This is a genomic window from Klebsiella sp. BIGb0399, assembly GCF_003752615.1.
GTDB lineage: Bacteria > Pseudomonadota > Gammaproteobacteria > Enterobacterales > Enterobacteriaceae > Klebsiella > Klebsiella lignicola.
The window spans coordinates 268,904-287,836 of record NZ_RKHT01000009.1; the positions used below are offsets into that span (position 1 = coordinate 268,904).

Sequence of the window (18,933 nt, forward strand, 5' to 3'; positions counted from 1 at the left end):
CGATTACTCTTGATCGCCCAGCAGAACGGATTCCAGCGCGATTTTGATCATATCGTTGAAGGTGGTCTGACGCTCGGCAGCGGTGGTCTGCTCGTGGGTACGGATATGATCGGAAACGGTACAGATGGTCAGCGCTTTCGCACCGAACTCTGCCGCCACGCCGTAGATCCCGGCAGCTTCCATTTCCACACCCAGGATGCCGTATTTTTCCATCACGTCGAACATTGACGGATCCGGCGTGTAGAACAGATCGGCGGAGAAAATGTTCCCCACGCGCGCGTCTACGCCCAGTGCTTTTGCCGCATCAACAGCGTTGCGCACCATGCCAAAATCGGCAATTGCAGCAAAATCATGGTCTTTAAAGCGCAGGCGGTTGACTTTAGAGTCGGTGCACGCGCCCATCCCGATAACGACATCACGCAGTTTCACATCAGCACGTACCGCGCCGCAGGAACCCACACGAATAATCTTCTTCACGCCGAAATCGGTGATCAGCTCTTTGGTGTAGATGGAGCAGGACGGGATACCCATACCGTGACCCATGACGGAGATTTTGCGGCCCTTGTAGGTACCGGTGAAGCCCAGCATGCCGCGCACGTTGTTCACTTCACGCACGTCTTCAAGGAAGGTTTCCGCGATGTGCTTCGCACGCAGCGGGTCGCCCGGCATCAGCACGACGTCAGCGAAATCACCCATCTCGGCGTTAATATGTGGAGTTGCCATCTTCAGTTCCTTTTAATTTGAATTTTTGTGCCGGGTGGCGCTGTCGCCACCCGGCAATGACCTCAGAACATGGCTTTGCCATATTCCATGTCAGAAGTACCAAAGTATTTTGCCAGGGTCTGACCGATATCCGCGAAGGTTTCGCGGTGGCCCAGGGAACCGGCTTTCACTTTCGGGCCGTACACCAGCACCGGAATATGTTCGCGGGTGTGGTCGGTACCCTGCCAGCTCGGGTCGCAGCCGTGGTCGGCGGTCAGGATCAGCAGATCGTCTTCGCCCACCAGCGCCATCAGCTCCGGCAGACGGCGGTCGAAGAGCTCCAGACCCGCAGCATAACCGGCGATATCGCGACGGTGGCCCCAGGAAGAGTCGAAATCAACAAAGTTGGTGAAGACGATAGTCTTATCACCGGCTTCTTTCATCTCGGTGATGGTGGCGTCAAACAGCGCATCCAGGCCCGTTGCTTTCACTTTTTTAGTGATCCCGCAGTTGGCGTAGATATCGGCGATTTTCCCGACCGACACCACGTGGCCGTCTTTCTCGTCCACCAGTTTCTGCAGCACCGTCGCCGCCGGTGGTTCCACCGCCAGGTCATGACGGTTACCGGTACGCTGGAAGTTACCGGCTTTGTCGCCGATAAACGGACGCGCAATAACGCGGCCGATGTTGTAACCGCCTTCGGTCAGCTCTTCACGGGCAATTTCGCACAGCTCATACAGCTTATCGAGGCCGTAGGTCTCTTCATGGCAGGCGATCTGGAACACCGAGTCAGCAGAAGTATAGAAAATCGGCTTGCCGGTTTTCATATGCTCTTCGCCCAGTTGATCGAGAATCACGGTGCCCGAGGAGTGGCAGTTGCCGAGATAGCCTGGCAGATTGGCACGCTTAACCAGCTTGTCCAGCAGCTCCTGCGGGAAGCTGTTTTCGTGATCGGAGAAGTAGCCCCAGTCAAACAGTACCGGCACACCGGCGATTTCCCAGTGGCCTGACGGGGTATCTTTACCGGATGAGAGCTCGTGGGCCCAGCCGTACGCGCCGATGACTTCGGCGTTGCCGTCCATACCCGCAGCAATTTTACCGGTAGAGCCTTCATGGGCTTTCACCAGACCCAGACGGGTCAGGTTTGGCAGATTCAGCGGGCCTTGACGACCATGGTCTGCTTCCCCTTTCGCACACGCCTCAGCGATATGCCCCAGGGTGTCTGCGCCGACGTCGCCAAAGCGAGCGGCATCTTCAGTCGCACCGATGCCGAAAGAGTCCAGCACCATAATAAATGCACGTTTCATATTATTCTCCGTACCTTTTGCGCTGCAAAAAAGCGATCAGATCAGTATACCGCTATTCGGTGATTCGGCGATAGACCGTCGGGGTTTCTTTCGGTGCCGTATCGTCCAGTTTAATTGCCGCTTTTACGGCTTTGGCTGCTTCCTGCCAGCTGCTTTCGTCTTTCGCGTGGATCACCGCCAGCGGTCGCTGTCCGTCGATGCTGTCGCCCAGACGAGCCATATCGGTAAAGCCGACGCTATAGTCAATCAGGTCAGAAGCCTGACGACGACCGCCGCCCATCGAGACCACGGCCATTCCCAGCGCACGGGTGTCCATTTCCGCCACAAACCCTTCGCCATCGGCGTAGACCGCTTTGCTCAGCATGGCGGTTGGCAGGTATTTCGCATAGTTTTCAACGAAATCGTTCGGCCCTTTCTGGGCGGCAACCATGCGGCCAAAGACCTCTGCCGCCTTGCCGTTGTCCAGCACCGCCTGCAGTTTCGCCCGCGCGTCGGCGTCGTCCCGGGCCAGTTTGCCGGAGATCAGCATTTCGACGCACAGCGCCATGGTCACATCAAACAGCCGCGGGTTACGGTATTCACCGGTCAGGAATTGTACCGCTTCGCGAACTTCGACTGCGTTACCGGCGCTGGATGCCAGCACCTGATTCATATCGGTCAACAGCGCGGTAGTGCGCACGCCGGCGCCGTTGGAGACGCCAACGATCGCTTCGGCAAGCGCCGCAGAGAGTTCATAGGTCGGCATAAACGCACCGCTGCCGACTTTCACATCCATCACCAGCGCATCCAGGCCTTCCGCCAGTTTCTTCGCCAGAATAGAGGCGGTGATGAGCGGGATAGAATCCACCGTCGCGGTAATATCGCGGGTGGCATAAAAACGTTTGTCGGCCGGCGCCAGCGAGCTGGTCTGCCCGATAATCGCAACGCCAACGTCTTTAATAATGTCGCGGAAACGCGCGTCATCCGGGAAGATATCGAAGCCAGGAATGGCTTCCAGTTTGTCGAGCGTGCCCCCGGTATGGCCCAGACCACGCCCGGAAATCATCGGCACATAGCCGCCGCACGCCGCCACCATCGGGCCCAGCATCAGTGACGTCACGTCACCAACGCCGCCGGTGGAGTGTTTATCCACAATCGGGCCGTTCAGGTTCAGGTTTTTCCAGTCGAGGACGGTTCCGGAGTCCCGCATCGCCATGGTCAGCGAGACGCGTTCCGGCATGCTCATATCATGGAAGAAAATGGTCATCGCCAGGGCGGCAATCTGCCCTTCCGACACGGTGTTATCACGAATGCCGTTGATAAAGAAACGGATTTCTTCATCGCTCAGCGCGTGACCATCGCGTTTTTTACGAATAATTTCTTGTGCGAGAAACACGGTACCCCCCGAGGAATCAGGTTAAGTGCGGCGGAAAACCCGCCGCGAAAGGAGAATTAATAGGCGCTTGCGCTCTTACCATCGCCGTGGCCCAGCGCTTTCAACAGGCTGGCCAACAGGCTGGATGCGCCAAAACGGTAGTGGCGAGAATCAGCCCAGTCTGCACCAAACAGCTCGTCGGCAATCGCCAGGAACTGCTGTGCGTCTTCGGCGCTACGCACGCCGCCCGCAGGTTTAAAACCAACGGTTTTCTGAACGCCCATATCGCGGATCACTTCCAGCATGATGCGTGCGCTTTCCGGCGTGGCGTTAACCGGCACTTTACCGGTAGAGGTTTTGATGAAATCCGCACCCGCTTTGATAGAAATTTCAGAGGCTTTGCGGATTAACGCTTCTTCTTTCAGCTCACCGGTTTCGATGATCACTTTCAGCAGTACGTTCGCCGCTGCACAAGCGTCTTTACAGGCTTTAACCAGATCGAACCCGATCTGCTCGTTACCGGCGATCAGCGCACGATACGGGAAGACCACGTCGACTTCGTCCGCGCCGTAGGCGATAGCCGCGCGGGTTTCTGCCAGCGCGATATCGATATCATCGTTACCGTGCGGGAAGTTGGTTACCGTCGCAATGCGGATGTCCGGGGTACCCTGCTCGTTCAGCGTTTTACGGGCAATCGGGATAAAGCGCGGATAGATACAGATAGCGGCAGTATTTCCTACCGGCGTTTTCGCCTGATGGCACAGCGCGATCACCTTTTCATTGGTGTCATCGTCATTCAGCGTAGTCAGGTCCATCAGTTTCAACGCGCGCAGGCTGCTTGCAGATAAATCGGTCATTTCATACTCCGAGGGCGTAGTGCCGTTCAATGGTTTGTTCACCTTGCGAGTCTGTTACTATTGTAACATCGCCTCGCGGTTACACTTCGACATTCATCACAGTTAATGAAAACTCATTGCGAATTTGCATTACTTTAATGTGACATTCATCACTTAAACAAGCGCAGCATCTCTCCTGCGGGCGACAGGTTTTCTTTAAGTCTGCTTTAAGCATAACCAGAATTCCTCATCGCGTGAGGATGTTATTATAATAACATAAAGATGTGAGAGATCTCGACCGCAACCAACATTCGTCGCATAGTAAATCGCCTAAAAAACACTTAGCCATTGAAAGTAAGCGATTTTATTTCAAAGTCGCGCGTGATGGAATTATCACATAGAGAAGGGGGTCCGGCGGCACATTGCCGCCGGTACGGCTACCGGCACGATGCCGGTAACCTCACTACAGGGCGAGGAACACCCCGGCGATGGTGGCGCTCATCAGATTAGAGAGCGTACCCGCAGCCACGGCACGCAAGCCAAGCTGCGCGATCTCCTGGCGACGGTTCGGCGCCATGCCGCCCAGTCCGCCAATCAAAATCGCGATAGACGACAGGTTGGCAAACCCGCACAGCGCAAAGGAGATGATGGCTTTGGTCTGGGCCGAAATCACCTGCAGGCCCGCCGCCGCAACGTCGGCATCGGCTTTCAGGTACTCGCCAAAGTTCATGTAGGCCACAAACTCGTTAATAATCAGCTTCTGACCGATAAAGGAACCGGCGACATTAGCCTCATGCCATGGCACGCCAATCACCCATGCCAGCGGTGAGAAGACCCAGCCGAGGATCATCTGCAGCGACAGATCCGGATGATTAAACCAGCCGCCGACGCCGGACAGAATACCGTTAAGCAGAGCAATCAGCGCGATGAAAGCCAGCAGCATGGCGCCGACGTTCAGGGCTAACTGCATGCCGGAGGCCGCGCCGGATGCTGCCGCATCCAGTACGTTTGCCGGAGCGTCCGGATCCGCAACGTTTTTATCGCGGGAAGGTCGGTCGTCTGGGGTCTCGGTTTCCGGCACGATAATTTTGGCAAACAGCAAGCCACCCGGCGCCGCCATAAAGGAGGCGGCAATCAGATACTCGAGCGGCACGCCCATCTGGGCATAACCGGCCAGCACCGAACCGGCCACCGACGCCAGACCACCGCACATCACCGCAAAGAGTTCAGAGCGGGTCATGGTCGCGATATAGGGACGGACCACCAGCGGCGCTTCTGTCTGCCCGACGAAGATATTCGCCGTCGCGGACAGGGATTCCGTACGCGAGGTCTTTAAAACCGCACGCAGCGAGCCACCAAGAATACGGATAACAAACTGCATAATGCCCAGATAGTAGAGCACGGCAATCAGCGAGGAGAAAAAGACGATAACCGGCAGGACGCGCAGCGCGAAGACAAACCCGCCGCCGCCAAAGACTTCAAACATCTTGTCGGAGACCAGGCCGCCGAAGATAAAGCCGATACCTTCATTGCCATAGGCAATCACGTTGGCAACGCCTTCGGACATCGCCAGCAGCACCTTGCGCCCGGCAGGAACATAGAGCACTAACGCCCCGATCCCCACCTGAATCATCCAGGCGCCAAAGACGGTGCGCAGGTTAATCGCTTTTCGGTTATTGGAGAGGAGCACGGCAATAGCTAACAGCACTACCATGCCGATAAGTCCCATGATGATTTGCATACAGAGTCCCTGTGTATTGATAGTTCAGCACTAAAAACAGGATTATAACGGCATGAAACTATCTTTCTTGCCTTAACTCTCAGTTTTAAAGCAAAACAATGAGATAAAAAGGCAAGAATGAGACTCGCATCACCAAAAGGGATTTACGCCAGGGTAAACAGCGCGGTGGTATTGTCGAGCAAGGCCTGCGCGATGACCTCTGGCGGCTCGCGGCGGAGCTCACACAGAACGGTAAACACCCGTGCCGCCTGTTCAGGGCGGTTAGGCGCCCCCTGAAAACCATTGAGCGGCATATCCGGGGCATCCGTTTCCAGCAGCAGCGCCGACAGCGGCAGCCGCGCCATCACCTCCCGGGTCTTACTGGCACGCGGATAGGTAATGGTCCCGCCAACACCGATTTTGTAGCCGGACTGCACGAAACGTTCCGCCTGCTGCAGGCTGCCCGCAAACCCGTGGACCACCCCGGTCCGCGGCAGAGCGTGTTTTTTCAGCAGCATCGCCAGCTTATCGTGGGTGCGACGGGAATGAAGGATCACCGGCAGATCGTAACGCTTCGCCAGCCGCAGTTGTGCTTCCAGGATCTGTACCTGGCGGTCAAACTGCGGCTCTTCACGATACAGATCGAGGCCGATTTCGCCCACCGCCACCAGCTTGTGGTGACGCGCTTGCAGGCAGGTTTCGAGCTGTTCAAGGCTCTGCGCATCGTGCCGTTCAATGACGATGGGGTGCAGCCCAACGGCGGCATACAGCGCCGTATGCTGCTCCGCCAGCGCCAGCACGCACGGGAAATGGTCCGCCTCAATGGCCGGAACAATAATCCGCGTGACCCCTGATTGCGCCGCCCTGGCGATGCTATCAGCTTCATTCCCGCTAAAAGGGGGAAAATCAAAATGGCAATGGGTATCAACAAACTGCAGCGTCATGCCAGGTCCTCGTTATCGAAGCGGGCATCATTGGCCTGCTCGGTGGCGATAAAAGTAGCCGGCTGCGAATCGTTGGCCACCGCGGCTGGCGGCACGACCACCGCCGTCGGCTGGGTGACGCGTGGCAGATGACGCACCAGTGGCGGGCTGTCGGCAAGCAGTTTGCCCACCGTCGCCAGAAAATAGCGGCCGCACTGGCGCCCGGTCTTGTAATCATCCCGCAGCGCCGGCAACCGGCTGCCCAGAGCCATACTTTTTAGCGGTTTGGGTGGGAAGATTTCCAGGATCCGCAACTTCCCAGGCGGCGTCTCGATAAACTGTTGGGTCGCACGGTAGGTCGCTTCATGATGCTGCACCAGATTCACCAACGGCTGCAGGCTGCTTTCTCCCAGCCAGCGTTCCATTCGTTTAAACCATTGCGGGGTGTAGTACATCTGCGAGGGAACCGTGCGGATCACCACAATGGTTTGCGCCCCGCGACGGGCGGCTTCCTGAACGGGAATAGGATCGCTGACGCCGCCATCCAGATAGCTGATGCCGTCCAGGGTGACGCCGCTACGGTAAAAACCGGGAATCGCGCTCGAGGCGCGGATCAGATCGAGCCAGGTGGTCTGCGTCGGGGAGAAGTAGCTGGCCGTGTAATCATCGCCACGACAGGCACACAGCCACAGTTCCTTGCCCTGGGCGAACCGCTCCAGCGCGTAATCCATCGCCAGCGGCATTTTCTGCGCCGTCACCTCCAGCAACCAGTCGAGGTCAATCAGGTTGCCGCCACGCACAAAACGCATCGGATCGAAAAACTCACGGGCGGTGGTATAGCGCGTGATCACCTTGCGAGCATAGCCCTGTTGGTTGCAGATATAGGCCGACAGGTTCTGCGCCCCGGCGGAGGTCCCCAGCATAATGTCGAAGGGGTTAAACCCGGCGCGCATGAACTCATCCAGCACCCCGGCGGTAAAAATACCCCGCTGACCGCCACCCTCACACACCAGGCCAAGTTTGCCCGGTCGAAATGGTTCTACGGATAACGGCGTGATATTGCCAAGCGTTACGGGAATTCGATGCCCCACCCTGCTTTCCTGTTCTGTTTATTCTAAAAGCGCAAAAATGATCCACTACGCTACAAGCCGCCAGCGCGACAACCTGCCTGGCCTGCGATCATCGCCAGGAGTTCTCAATTATTACCCCCCAGAAAGCACGAAAGCCAGTCCTGAGGACTGGCTTTATGTAAAACGCTATGTCATACAACGGCGTTTCGCCGGTTATGCGGCAGGGAAAACACGCTTGCTATGGACGCTTGCGCCCGGTAAACAGGCTGATCAGGAACAGAATAATACCGACGACAAAGACGATTTTCGCCGCCCAGGCTGCTGTACCTGCCAGGCTACCAAATCCTAACGCTGCGGCAATCAGTGCGATGACCAGAAAAATAATGCCCCATCGAAACATAGTCTACTCCTTACCATAGTGAGTAACGGTTGCATTGCCACACGCTGAAGACGCGCGGGTATCAACCCTGTCGTGCTCTTTTTATTCAACGGCTGCTCGCCATACTTCATATTACGGCCATCAAAGCGGTATCCGTTTTTTCGGGTTAATCGCGCCAATGCGCACCCGGAAATATTGCCGTTTACCGCTCGTCCGTAATGCAGAACCTGGAGATAAAAATGGCTATAACATTATTAATGTGAATGGTTTATTTAACGCTGAGATTATTTTCGACGCTTTTCACGCCGGAAATGGCTTTCGCAATATCCGCTGCGCGATCCGCCTGCTGGCGGGTTTCTACGCTGCCGGATAACTGCACCACGCCGTCACTGGTTTCCACCGTGATGTTTCGCGATGGCACCATGTCATCCGCCAACAGTTTCGCTTTGATTTGACTGGTGATAGCGGTGTCGCCGGCATACCCTTTCAGGCTGGCGGACTGCTCTTCACTGACGCTTAGCTTGTCGGTAACCGTGGTAACGCCTTTGACGTTTTTCGCCACGCTCAGCGCCTGCTCCTTCTGGGCAGTGCTGTCGACTGAGCCGCTTAGGGTCACCACTTTATTCTCCGTTTTCACGGAGATACCGGCACTGCTAATACTTTTATCGTCAATCAGCGCCGCTTTCACCCGGGCGGTGATGGTGCTGTCATCCATAAAGTCGCCGACTTTATTCAGTGAGCTGTCAACCGCCTGACCGGCGCTGTTAGCTACCGATTTTGCACTGTCTGTCGTTGAGTTTTCTGCATATGCCGAGACACTTATCATGGCTGAGCCTAAGAAGAGAGCCACCAGCGCTCCGGCATTCTTTAGTCTTGTCATCATTATGTCCTCGTTATTTCTATATGGGTAAAGCTAAATAAGTAGCTTATTAAGCCAGAATCTTAAAAATTACTTATTAAATATAGTAGAAGGTGATGAGGGAGGCGGGAAATATGCACAAAAAATCACGGCAAGGCGGATCTTTAAGAACTTTCTATAACGTAAATCAGGGGAAATTAACGAGAAAAAATAGCGTGGAGCGCGGCCAACACCGCGCTCCGGGAGGGATTAGTGCTCGCGGGTTTTACGGAACAGAACTTCAGGATAACGTTCCTGAGTCAGATTCAGGTTCACCATGGTCGGGGCGATATAGGTCAGGTTATCACCGCCATCCAGGGCCAGCTGAATTTCGTTTTTACGCTTAAATTCCTCAAATTTCTTCACGTCGGTGGATTCCACCCAACGCGCGGTCGCCACGTTGACGGACTCGTAAATCGCTTCAACGTTGTACTCGCTTTTCAGTCGGGCCACGACCACATCAAACTGCAGCACGCCCACCGCGCCAACGATCAGGTCGTTATTGGCAATCGGACGGAAGACCTGCACCGCGCCCTCTTCGGAAAGTTGTACCAGCCCTTTCAGCAGCTGTTTCTGCTTCAACGGATCCTTCAGACGAATACGACGGAACAGTTCCGGCGCGAAGTTCGGGATACCGGTGAACTTCATCGTTTCGCCCTGGGTGAAGGTATCGCCGATCTGAATAGTGCCGTGGTTGTGCAAGCCGATGATATCGCCAGGCCAGGCTTCTTCCACGTGCGAACGGTCGCCCGCCATAAAGGTCAGCGCGTCGGAAATCACCAAGTCTTTACCGGTACGTACCTGGCGCAACTTCATGCCCTTTTCATACTTCCCGGAGACCACACGCATAAAGGCCACGCGGTCACGGTGTTTCGGGTCCATGTTGGCCTGGATCTTAAAGACGAAGCCGGTAAATTTCTCTTCTTCTGCCGTCACAACACGGGTGTCGGTTTTACGCGGCATCGGCGCTGGCGCCCACTCCACCAGACCGTCCAGCATGTGATCCACGCCGAAGTTGCCCAGAGCGGTACCAAAGAAGACCGGCGTAATTTCACCGGCAAGGAACAGCTCTTTATCAAATTCGTTTGACGCACCCTGCACCAGCTCCAGCTCGTCGCGCAGCTGCTGTGCCAGATCCTCTCCCACCGCCGTATCGAGTTCCGGGTTATTCAGCCCTTTGACGATCCGCACTTCCTGGATGGTGTGGCCTTTACCGGTCTGATAGAGGTAGGTTTCGTCTTTATACAGATGGTAGACGCCCTTAAACAGCTTACCGCAGCCAATCGGCCAGGTGATCGGCGCGCAGGCAATCCGCAGCTCGTTCTCAACTTCGTCCAGCAGCTCCATCGGGTCGCGGATGTCACGGTCGAGTTTGTTCATAAACGTCAGAATCGGCGTGTCGCGCAGACGGGTAACTTCCATCAGCTTACGGGTACGATCTTCAACGCCTTTTGCCGCATCGATAACCATCAGGCAGCAGTCCACTGCCGTCAGGGTACGGTAGGTATCTTCGGAGAAGTCTTCGTGGCCCGGGGTGTCCAGCAGGTTCACCAGGCTGTCGTGATACGGGAACTGCATCACCGAGGTGGTAATCGAGATACCACGCTGCTTTTCCATCTCCATCCAGTCTGATTTTGCATGCTGGCTGGAGCCACGGCCTTTTACCGTCCCGGCGGTCTGAATCGCCTGTCCGAACAGCAGCACTTTCTCAGTAATGGTCGTTTTACCGGCATCCGGGTGAGAAATAATGGCAAAAGTGCGGCGTTTAGCCACCTCTTGCAAATAAGGAGACAACGTCATAATTCAATCTTCTTAGTAAACGCGGCCAGCGGGCCACGCATGTGGAATACAAAATTGCGGCTATTTTACCCATCAACTGGGGGAGGCAATCAGTGTTTACACAGGAGCTGCTCCAGTTCGCTTAACGAGGTCACCGTCCAGTCAGGCTGGAGGTCCGCAGGCAATTCACGCTGATGAGCATTCAGCCAGCAGGTCGCCAGGCCGGCGTTGACGCCGCCGCGAATATCCGACTCTGCCGTATCCCCCACCATCAGCACGCGAGAACGGTCGGGATTGCCCGCCTGCGCCAGCGCGTAATCAAAAATACGCGCATCGGGCTTGGCTACGCCGACCTCTTCAGAAATAACCAGTAAATCAAAGTGATGACCTAAACCGGTACGTTCCAGACGGATTTGCTGCAACGATGTAAACCCGTTGGTGATGATGCCCATTTTCACCTTGCCGTGCAGCGCGTTCAGCAGCGATACCGCCCCTGGCAGCGGCGAGCAGATCTCGGCCATCGCATTCATAAAGGCGTCGTTGAGCTCACCCGGCGGCACGCTGAGGCGCTCGGCCCAGTTATCAAAACGCTGATGCTGTAGCTGGGATGCGGTGATAGCCCCGTTTTGATAATCCACCCACAGCGGCTTATTCACGGCCTGGTAGTCCTGAAAATCTTCGGCGCTAAACGTCACGCAATAGTCGAGAAACATCCGCTGTAAACCACTGAAAGCGTCAAACGTAAACAGCGTTTCGTCGGCATCAAAGAAAATCCAGTCCCACTTCATCGTATCACCCTGTCATTACTCGCCCGTAGGCCATTACATACTGATTGGCAGCGCCATGATGATCGCATCCTCACGCCCGTCGGCGGTGGGGTAATAGTTGCGACGAATGGTTGCCTCGTTAAAACCGATATCCTCGTACAGCGCAATGGCGGCCGCGTTGGAGGCCCGGACTTCGAGCCATAACGTCACGACGCCACGCTGTTCGACCTCATCAATAACCTGCTCCAGCAGCGCGCGCCCAAGGCCACGTCGCTGGAAAGCCGGGTCGACGGCGATGTTAAACAGCGTCGCCTCGTCCAGCACAATTTGCGTAATCGCGAAGGCGGCCATCTCGCCATCAACCGTCAGCTGAAGATTGAGATAGCGCTCACCCTGGTTACTGGCAAAGGTTTGTTCACTCCACGGAAAAGCGTGGGCGCGTTGTTCTATTTGCCAGGCACGGGGCAAATCAGCCGTGTTGAGGGTAGAAATCGTGTTCATGTGCGCAGATTTGTTGCCAGAGCGCCATTCGGGCAGGCACGCTGGTCTGGAGTTCATCAAAAGCAGGCGTGGCGACCTGTGCGCCCGCCAGCAGTAACGGCGTCTCGGTACCCAGCCGCCAGCTGTTGCAGCGACTATCCTGCGGCAGCATGGCGACGCGATCGGGGGCAAGCTGCAGCACCTGATCCGGCGTCAGCGCCAGGGCCCGTAAAATATCGCTGATTAACGGTTCCGTTAATGACGGCATTGGGTCTGCCACCATCACCAACCGAATATGCCCGGGAAGCGAGATAGCGATTTCGCCCTGCAACGCCCCGGGGCGACGCAGCGACCACTGGGTAATACCCAGCTGCTGTAATTGCCAGTCTCGTCGGGAAGTCATAGCGAAACACTCCTGTTAATCAAGCGCGCAATATAGCAAATTCGTCGTATCTGCGCCAACAAACAACGTACATCGCGCACGCCAACAAAGAGGCAGCGTTAAGGATAACGTGTATAATCGGCGCCAGTCTTAATGAAGGAGTGTTTCATGTCTGCTTTTACCCCGGCAAGTGAAGTCTTGCTGCGCCACAGTGATGATTTCGAACCCGCACGCGTTCTGTTTGCCGGTGACCTGCAGGATGACCTGCCAGCACGTCTGGACACCGCGGCCAGCCGTGCCCACACCCAACAATTTCACCACTGGCAGGTCCTGAATGGCCAGATGGGAGATAACGCCCGCTTTAGCCTGGTCGCGCAAGCCGAAGACGCGGCCGATTGCGATACGCTGATTTACTACTGGCCGAAAAACAAGCCTGAAGCACAGTTCCAGCTTATGAACCTGCTGTCACTGCTGCCGGTGGGTACCGATGTTTTCGTGGTCGGCGAAAACCGCAGCGGCGTTCGCAGTGCTGAACAGATGCTGGCCGAATACGTCCCCCTGACCAAAATCGACAGCGCGCGCCGCTGCGGGCTGTATCACGGGCGTCTGGAAAAGCAGCCGGCCTTCGATCCAGAACAGTACTGGGGTGAATACCCGCTGGAAAACCTGACGATCAAAACCCTGCCTGGCGTATTCAGCCGCGACGGGCTGGATATCGGCAGCCAGCTGCTGCTCTCCACCCTGACGCCGCACACCAAAGGGAAAGTGCTCGATGTCGGCTGCGGCGCGGGTGTCCTGGCAACCGTCCTGGCCAGCCATTCCCCGAAAGTGCGCCTGACGCTCTGTGACGCCAGTGCGCCAGCGGTCGAAGCCAGCCGCGCAACCCTTGCCGCCAACGGCATTGAGGGCGAAGTCTTCGCCAGTAACGTGTTCTCGGAAGTGAACGGTCGTTTCGACATGATCATCTCCAACCCACCGTTCCATGATGGCCTGCAAACCAGCCAGGAAGCGGCTCAAGCGCTGATTCGCGGGGCGGTACGTCATCTGAGCAGCGGCGGCGAACTGCGCATTGTTGCCAACGCCTTCCTGCCGTATCCGGATGTGCTGGATGAGATCTTCGGCTTCCATGAAGTGATTGCCCAGACCGGCCGCTTTAAGGTTTACCGCACCGTCATGACTCGTCAGGCGAAAAAGTAGTTCCTTGCGCACATCGGCGGCTGGGTCACCATGCCGCCGTCACTTCCCGCCCCGCTCGGCCATTTTTGCAACAATCAATCCGCGCTACACAATTAACTATTGACGAATAGTTGAAAACCACTAGAATGCGCCTCCGTGGTAACGATACTTTCTGAGTATCGATGGTATGCGACGGTGGCGGAATTGGTAGACGCGCTAGCTTCAGGTGTTAGTGTCCTTACGGACGTGGGGGTTCAAGTCCCCCCCCTCGCACCATATACCACATAGATATCGCTCGCACTGTGCGAAGGTGGCGGAATTGGTAGACGCGCTAGCTTCAGGTGTTAGTGTCCTTAGGATGTGGGGGTTCGAGTCCCCCCCCTCGCACCAACGAGGCGATATCAACAATTAAGAATACTGTGCGAAGGTGGCGGAATTGGTAGACGCGCTAGCTTCAGGTGTTAGTGTCCTTAGGATGTGGGGGTTCGAGTCCCCCCCCTCGCACCACTATTCTTAACCTTCCCGAATTATCCCATCAGCTTTAAATTCAACGTCATCAGCATTATCCCACTGATCAACGCGACACAAGATGGCAGCAAGATAAAGTGGCGCAATTGACGATGCCAGATCATCAATGCCGACAATAATAACCCGACCGTCACCAGCCCACGCCAGGCATCTACCGACAGATCGGCAAATCCCAGAACAGCAATCAGTACGCCAGGAAGCAGCACTCCCCATCCACTGCCTAAAGTTCGCTGTAACATGCCTCACCCCAAGACGATAATGATAACCAATATCATATGATAATATTTATCATTTGTCATGTTATGACATTCCGGATGCACGGTTCTTTACGTTCGCGCTAATGACAGACATTCATGAAGGTGATAAATTACACGGGCAACAGCAATACATTAAATCATCTGATAATTTAACAAAAACCTTACTCTGTATATCGTTTTTTAACGTTCTTTCTTTGCAGCCATCATGTTGAAATTTATGGCTAATAGCGACACGTTCAATATGACTGCACAATCCTGGCAAAAGCATTACGAAAAAAAATATCAATATTCCTTACGGCTATTTTTGCTGTTGAATTTCATTTCTGCGCTTTTTGCGTTGGCTAGCCCGTTGTTTACCAGCACCCGATTCACGCTGCCCTGCACCCTGATAGTGCTGTTCAGCAGTGCCTTAATGCTTTGGCACTGGAAGTACTCGCAACGCAAAATTAATATTTCTTTTATTTCTCTGATATTTGGTGTGCTGTGGGCATGGCACGTCGCAGATAAAGCCCTGTTACAGGCGCCACCGCAATTTAACTTTTTGGTTATTGCCTTATTAAGTATATTGTTTATTGGCACTATCGCCTTTCCCAATAATATCATTGCGTTTACGCTACACACTTTACCCACGTTTATCGTTAGTCTGGTTTTTGCCGAGACCGCACAATGGCCGCGGATGTTATACTGTTTTGCCCTCCCTATTGCCGGTATTACGCTACAGAATATGATTCAAAAACGTAGCGATACCTTTACCCAGGGGCTGATGGATAAACTGCTGCAGGAACGTAACACGCTGAACGATCTCAGTATGTTGGATCCCCTCACCGGCTTATATAACCGACGTGGCTTACAAAACCGACTGGATGCCATGCTGGCAGCAAACGACATGCGCCATCACGTGCTGCTGCTGGATATCGACCACTTTAAGGCCTACAACGATCACTACGGGCATATGATGGGCGATCAGGCGCTGATTCAGGTCTCCGCAGCCATTCGCAATGCCGTGCGCTCACGTGACATCGTAGCCCGGTTTGGCGGAGAGGAGTTTATGGTCCTGCTGACCAACAGCACCGCAGAAACCGCCTCGCTGGCCGCAGAGCGCATTCGCCAGCAGGTCTATGATTTAAAAATTCCCCACATGTTCAATGAAAGCGTCGCCACCAACGTCACCATCAGCATCGGCATGACCCCGTTGATTGATGCTGACATCGATGGCGCGCTGAAAAGAGCCGATACCGCGCTGTACGAAGCGAAAAGCCTCGGACGCAACATTATTCTCGCCAGCTGATTCCCGCGCTGCGCCGGTACACACGGCGCAGACAAACCGCTTGCCATCATCCAGACAACTAACTAGTATTACTAATCATTATCATTTAGATTAATATCTGGCAATCTGATGGCTTACCGTTCCCTTTCATTCAGCAATGAGATCATCTGGCAGGCGCCGTTCCGCCAGGCTGAATGCGCATTGGCGAATGCCATTCGGGAAAAAATCACCACCCTACGCCCCCATTTGCTGGATTTTCTCCGTCTGGACGAGGAAGCGCCGCATCACGCGCTAACGCTGGCCGAGTGGTCAGCCCCCAGCGCGCTCAGCTCGCTGCTGGCGACCTGGTCCGATCATATCTACCGTCATCAACCGACAATTCCGCGCGAGCAGAAGCCTCTGCTGTCGCTGTGGGCGCAGTGGTATATCGGTTTGCTGGTGCCGCCGCTGATGCTGGCGCTGCTGACCGAAAAGACCGCTATCAGCCTGATGCCAGAACACTTCCGCGTGGAGTTTCACGAAACCGGCCGGGCCGCCTGCTTCTGGATTGACGTGCATGCCGAACCGGCCAGCAGAATAGATTCTCCGCAGGCCCGCATGGAAATGCTGATCGTCCGCGCTCTGCAGCCGGTGGTGCAGGCTCTGGAAGCGACCGGCAATATCAATGGCAAGCTTATCTGGAGCAATACCGGCTATCTGATTAACTGGTATCTCGGCGAGATGAAAACGCTGTTGGGAGATGACCAGGTTGCCGCCCTTCGCCAGCACTGTTTCTTTGAAAAGCAGTTTGCTGACGGCCAGGACAACCCGCTGTGGCGGACGGTAATCTTACGCGAAGGGTTACTGGTGCGGCGTACCTGCTGCCAACGTAACCGACTGCCAGACGTTCAGCAGTGCGGTGACTGCACGCTAAAATAATCCCGATGCGACGGGCGGCAGCAATGCCGCCCGTCTGCTTTGTTACGCGGTCTGTTGGCTCTCTTGCGCCACGCGTTCCGCTTCTTCAGCTTCCTGCGCTAACAGCTGTTTCTCGTACACCTTAAAGAACGGGAAGTAGATAATCGCCGAGACGCAGGCCAGGACTACCACCAGTATCGCCGCCCGGAAATCCCATCCCAGCGCCCACGCGCCGCCAATCGGTGCCGGCGCGGTCCACGGAACCACTGAAATGACCCGTCCAATCAGATCCAGCTTCATTGCCGCCCAGGCCAGCACGGCGTTCACCATCGGCGCCAGCAGGAACGGGATAAAGAACACCGGGTTCATAACGATAGGCGTCCCGAAGATAACCGGTTCGTTAATGTTAAACAGGCTGGGTACCACGCTCAGACGGCCGATAGATCGCAGGTGCGCCGAACGACTGCGCAGGTAGCAGAAGACCAGGCCCATGGTGGCGCCAGACCCCCCGATGACAATGAAGAATGTCCAGAACGCCTCCATAAAGATATGCGGAAGTGGTGCGCCTTGCGCCAGCGCCTGCTGGTTCATCCCGAGGTTTGTTAACCAGAACATCTGCAGCATGCCAGAAACAATGGCCGCACCGTGGATCCCGGCGAACCACAGCAGGTGACCAATCAGCACCGCCAGTAAAATTGCCGGTAATGAATCCGCTGCGGACACCAGCGGTTTAAAGATAGCCATGATGGCCTGCGGGATCAGCATGTCAAAGTGATGCTGAATAAACAGGCTCAGCGGATACAGGGTCAGTACCACCACCAGCACCGGAATCAGCAGGTCGAAAGAGTTTTTGATCATCGGCGGCACCTGATCCGGCAGGCGAATACCGATATTGTGTGCCTTCAGGAAGCGCATCATTTCAACGCAGTAGACCGCCACCAGGATCGCCGTAAAGATCCCCGTGCCGCCAAGGCTATCCACCGGCAGGTTACCGTTGGTTTTTGGCGCCGCCACCAGCAGGAATGCCATGATTGACAGCATGCTGCACATGAAAGGATCGAGCTGATTAGATTTTTCATAGTGCTTGCCGAGGTTATAGGAGATGGCAGCACAAATGTAGATAGACATAATGCCCATCGTCATATCGAACGGCGTCAGAATACGCCCTTCAAACTCTTTCGCTAAATCCAGCCAGGCACGAGCAAATCCCCAGGTGGTATCTGGCGAAAACGGCGGATACGCAAACACCAGCAGGAACGAGCCGACAATCATAAACGGCATCGCCGAGATGAAGCCGTCACGAATCGCCATCACGTGACGCTGCGATGAGATTCGCCCGGCAACAGGGCTAATATAATTTTCTACAAAGCGAAATATCAGATTAAACGCAGCATGGTTAGCAGACATAGCAGCCCTCCTGACAGGCTTTAGACACAGGCCCAACAACGATTATCCTGCCGTGGCGATGAAATATGTTCTGTGAACGGATCCCCACTGCGGCCATCTCATTGGCTATACTGTTCAGATCAGCACGATTCATACACGGCTCTTTTGTTATAAGTGATACAGGGTAGTTACCCGCTCAGTATTCATCCGAGTGAGGATAACAGCAACCGGTTACAGTAACCGGTTGCGGTGATTGTGAAGAAGATCCAGAAATTGGAATAATTCCGGATTACCCATCGACAATATTTACACTCCGCCAGGCTTGTGACAGATTGGCACGGACATGAATCAGGAGATCCCCATGAGTCTGCAGTCCGTGCGGCAGTTTTTTGCCAGCCATGCCCCCGACATCGAAATCATCGAACTCAATCAAAGTACGGCAACCGTCGCACTCGCGGCCGCGGCACATCGCGTTGAGCCTGGCCAAATCGCGAAGACCCTCTCTTTAAAAGTGAAAGAGCAGGTGATCCTGGTGGTCGCGAGCGGTGACGCCCGGCTGGATAACAAGAAGCTGAAGGAAGCGTTCGGCGCGAAAGCACGGATGCTCAGCAGTGATGAAGTGGTCACGCTTACCGGGCATCCGGTCGGCGGCGTATGCCCTTTCGGGCTGGAAAACCCGCTGGTGATCTATTGCGATATTTCGCTGAAGCAGTACCCGGAAGTGTTACCGGCGGCCGGCGCCATTCATAGTGCGGTCCGCATTTCTCCTGACAGAATGGCCCAACTGACGGATGCCACCTGGGTTGACGTCTGTCAGTAGCGTTT

Annotated in this window: 19 protein-coding genes and 3 tRNA genes; 7 read left to right on the forward strand and 15 right to left on the reverse strand. The window is 55.2% G+C overall.

Going from position 1 to position 18,933, the window contains the following annotated elements; genetic code table 11:
- Positions 1-3: 3 nt before the first annotated feature.
- From deoD to EDF82_RS21995, 13 genes are all read right to left on the reverse strand, one after another.
- Positions 4-723 (reverse strand): purine-nucleoside phosphorylase, encoded by a 720-nt coding sequence (deoD, locus tag EDF82_RS21935; protein WP_041143950.1) that lies wholly within the window; start codon positions 721-723, stop codon positions 4-6.
- A 62-nt stretch (positions 724-785) separates the two neighbouring features.
- Positions 786-2,009: a phosphopentomutase gene (deoB, locus tag EDF82_RS21940; RefSeq protein WP_123757602.1), complete on the reverse strand. Its 1,224-nt coding sequence runs from the start codon at positions 2,007-2,009 to the stop codon at positions 786-788.
- Between the two features lie 52 nt (positions 2,010-2,061).
- Entirely contained in the window at positions 2,062-3,384 is a 1,323-nt protein-coding gene (deoA, locus tag EDF82_RS21945; RefSeq protein WP_123757603.1) for a thymidine phosphorylase, read from the reverse strand.
- A gap of 56 nt (positions 3,385-3,440) precedes the next feature.
- Positions 3,441-4,220: a deoxyribose-phosphate aldolase gene (gene deoC / locus EDF82_RS21950; protein ID WP_123757604.1), complete on the reverse strand. Its 780-nt coding sequence runs from the start codon at positions 4,218-4,220 to the stop codon at positions 3,441-3,443.
- A gap of 442 nt (positions 4,221-4,662) precedes the next feature.
- Positions 4,663-5,940 (reverse strand): NupC/NupG family nucleoside CNT transporter, encoded by a 1,278-nt coding sequence (locus tag EDF82_RS21955; RefSeq protein ID WP_123757605.1) that lies wholly within the window; start codon positions 5,938-5,940, stop codon positions 4,663-4,665.
- Between the two features lie 143 nt (positions 5,941-6,083).
- A complete protein-coding gene (locus EDF82_RS21960; protein ID WP_123757606.1) occupies positions 6,084-6,863 on the reverse strand; it encodes a TatD family hydrolase in 780 nt (259 codons plus the stop codon).
- A complete protein-coding gene (locus EDF82_RS21965; protein ID WP_123757607.1) occupies positions 6,860-7,933 on the reverse strand; it encodes a patatin family protein in 1,074 nt (357 codons plus the stop codon). The genes EDF82_RS21960 and EDF82_RS21965 overlap by 4 nt, the downstream gene beginning before the upstream one ends.
- Before the next feature lie 217 nt (positions 7,934-8,150).
- Positions 8,151-8,312: a DUF1328 domain-containing protein gene (locus tag EDF82_RS21970; protein WP_123757608.1), complete on the reverse strand. Its 162-nt coding sequence runs from the start codon at positions 8,310-8,312 to the stop codon at positions 8,151-8,153.
- Positions 8,313-8,559: 247 nt separating this feature from the next.
- Positions 8,560-9,171 (reverse strand): molecular chaperone OsmY, encoded by a 612-nt coding sequence (osmY, locus tag EDF82_RS21975; RefSeq protein ID WP_123757609.1) that lies wholly within the window; start codon positions 9,169-9,171, stop codon positions 8,560-8,562.
- Between the two features lie 228 nt (positions 9,172-9,399).
- Positions 9,400-10,989 (reverse strand): peptide chain release factor 3, encoded by a 1,590-nt coding sequence (gene prfC, locus EDF82_RS21980; protein ID WP_123757610.1) that lies wholly within the window; start codon positions 10,987-10,989, stop codon positions 9,400-9,402.
- A gap of 89 nt (positions 10,990-11,078) precedes the next feature.
- On the reverse strand, positions 11,079-11,756 hold the full coding sequence (gene yjjG / locus EDF82_RS21985; protein WP_123757611.1) for a pyrimidine 5'-nucleotidase: 678 nt from the start codon (positions 11,754-11,756) through the stop codon (positions 11,079-11,081).
- A 33-nt stretch (positions 11,757-11,789) separates the two neighbouring features.
- Positions 11,790-12,236, reverse strand: a complete 447-nt coding sequence (rimI, locus tag EDF82_RS21990; RefSeq protein ID WP_123757612.1) for a ribosomal protein S18-alanine N-acetyltransferase — start codon at positions 12,234-12,236, stop codon at positions 11,790-11,792.
- Positions 12,205-12,618: a DNA polymerase III subunit psi gene (locus tag EDF82_RS21995; protein WP_123757613.1), complete on the reverse strand. Its 414-nt coding sequence runs from the start codon at positions 12,616-12,618 to the stop codon at positions 12,205-12,207. The genes rimI and EDF82_RS21995 overlap by 32 nt, the downstream gene beginning before the upstream one ends.
- 147 nt (positions 12,619-12,765) lie before the next feature.
- On the opposite strand from EDF82_RS21995, the gene rsmC reads away from it, so the two are divergent.
- From rsmC to EDF82_RS22015, 4 genes are all read left to right on the forward strand, one after another.
- Positions 12,766-13,794 carry a 16S rRNA (guanine(1207)-N(2))-methyltransferase RsmC gene (rsmC, locus tag EDF82_RS22000; RefSeq protein ID WP_123757614.1) on the forward strand — a complete coding sequence of 343 codons (1,029 nt, stop codon included), beginning with the start codon at positions 12,766-12,768 and terminating at the stop codon, positions 13,792-13,794.
- Between the two features lie 168 nt (positions 13,795-13,962).
- Positions 13,963-14,049: transfer RNA gene (locus EDF82_RS22005), tRNA-Leu, on the forward strand.
- Between the two features lie 28 nt (positions 14,050-14,077).
- A tRNA-Leu gene (locus tag EDF82_RS22010) sits at positions 14,078-14,163 on the forward strand.
- 31 nt (positions 14,164-14,194) lie between these two features.
- Positions 14,195-14,280: transfer RNA gene (locus EDF82_RS22015), tRNA-Leu, on the forward strand.
- A 20-nt stretch (positions 14,281-14,300) separates the two neighbouring features.
- Here the strand turns inward: EDF82_RS22015 and EDF82_RS22020 are convergent.
- The gene (locus tag EDF82_RS22020; RefSeq protein WP_123757615.1) at positions 14,301-14,540 is read right to left on the reverse strand and encodes a DUF1435 domain-containing protein; all 240 of its coding nucleotides are present in this window, start codon (positions 14,538-14,540) and stop codon (positions 14,301-14,303) included.
- Between the two features lie 259 nt (positions 14,541-14,799).
- Between EDF82_RS22020 and EDF82_RS22025 the strand changes: the two genes are divergently transcribed.
- Both EDF82_RS22025 and fhuF read left to right on the forward strand, forming a co-directional pair.
- Positions 14,800-15,846 carry a GGDEF domain-containing protein gene (locus EDF82_RS22025; RefSeq protein WP_123757708.1) on the forward strand — a complete coding sequence of 349 codons (1,047 nt, stop codon included), beginning with the start codon at positions 14,800-14,802 and terminating at the stop codon, positions 15,844-15,846.
- Positions 15,847-15,954: 108 nt separating this feature from the next.
- On the forward strand, positions 15,955-16,743 hold the full coding sequence (gene fhuF, locus EDF82_RS22030) for a siderophore-iron reductase FhuF (RefSeq protein ID WP_123757616.1): 789 nt from the start codon (positions 15,955-15,957) through the stop codon (positions 16,741-16,743).
- Positions 16,744-16,785: 42 nt separating this feature from the next.
- Here fhuF and EDF82_RS22035 read toward each other — a convergent pair whose 3' ends face one another.
- Complete coding sequence (locus EDF82_RS22035; RefSeq protein WP_123757617.1) at positions 16,786-18,129, reverse strand: PTS sugar transporter subunit IIC; 1,344 nt, start codon at positions 18,127-18,129, stop codon at positions 16,786-16,788.
- A gap of 340 nt (positions 18,130-18,469) precedes the next feature.
- Here EDF82_RS22035 and EDF82_RS22040 point away from each other — a divergent pair, with 340 nt between their 5' ends.
- Positions 18,470-18,928, forward strand: coding sequence for a YbaK/EbsC family protein (locus EDF82_RS22040; protein WP_123757618.1), 459 nt, complete (start codon positions 18,470-18,472; stop codon positions 18,926-18,928).
- The last annotated feature ends 5 nt before the right edge of the window (positions 18,929-18,933 follow it).

Coding starts and splice junctions, on each gene's coding strand:
- rsmC (WP_123757614.1), top strand. CDS start 12,766: ATGTCTGCTTTTACCCCGGCAAGTGAAGTCTTGCTGCGCCACAGTGAT.
- EDF82_RS22020 (WP_123757615.1), bottom strand. CDS start 14,540: ATGTTACAGCGAACTTTAGGCAGTGGATGGGGAGTGCTGCTTCCTGGC.
- deoC (WP_123757604.1), bottom strand. CDS start 4,220: ATGACCGATTTATCTGCAAGCAGCCTGCGCGCGTTGAAACTGATGGAC.
- EDF82_RS21995 (WP_123757613.1), bottom strand. CDS start 12,618: ATGACTTCCCGACGAGACTGGCAATTACAGCAGCTGGGTATTACCCAG.
- EDF82_RS21955 (WP_123757605.1), bottom strand. CDS start 5,940: ATGCAAATCATCATGGGACTTATCGGCATGGTAGTGCTGTTAGCTATT.
- prfC (WP_123757610.1), bottom strand. CDS start 10,989: ATGACGTTGTCTCCTTATTTGCAAGAGGTGGCTAAACGCCGCACTTTT.
- EDF82_RS21960 (WP_123757606.1), bottom strand. CDS start 6,863: ATGACGCTGCAGTTTGTTGATACCCATTGCCATTTTGATTTTCCCCCT.
- EDF82_RS22035 (WP_123757617.1), bottom strand. CDS start 18,129: ATGTCTGCTAACCATGCTGCGTTTAATCTGATATTTCGCTTTGTAGAA.
- osmY (WP_123757609.1), bottom strand. CDS start 9,171: ATGACAAGACTAAAGAATGCCGGAGCGCTGGTGGCTCTCTTCTTAGGC.
- fhuF (WP_123757616.1), top strand. CDS start 15,955: ATGGCTTACCGTTCCCTTTCATTCAGCAATGAGATCATCTGGCAGGCG.
- EDF82_RS22025 (WP_123757708.1), top strand. CDS start 14,800: ATGACTGCACAATCCTGGCAAAAGCATTACGAAAAAAAATATCAATAT.
- EDF82_RS22040 (WP_123757618.1), top strand. CDS start 18,470: ATGAGTCTGCAGTCCGTGCGGCAGTTTTTTGCCAGCCATGCCCCCGAC.
- deoD (WP_041143950.1), bottom strand. CDS start 723: ATGGCAACTCCACATATTAACGCCGAGATGGGTGATTTCGCTGACGTC.
- EDF82_RS21970 (WP_123757608.1), bottom strand. CDS start 8,312: ATGTTTCGATGGGGCATTATTTTTCTGGTCATCGCACTGATTGCCGCA.
- deoB (WP_123757602.1), bottom strand. CDS start 2,009: ATGAAACGTGCATTTATTATGGTGCTGGACTCTTTCGGCATCGGTGCG.
- rimI (WP_123757612.1), bottom strand. CDS start 12,236: ATGAACACGATTTCTACCCTCAACACGGCTGATTTGCCCCGTGCCTGG.
- yjjG (WP_123757611.1), bottom strand. CDS start 11,756: ATGAAGTGGGACTGGATTTTCTTTGATGCCGACGAAACGCTGTTTACG.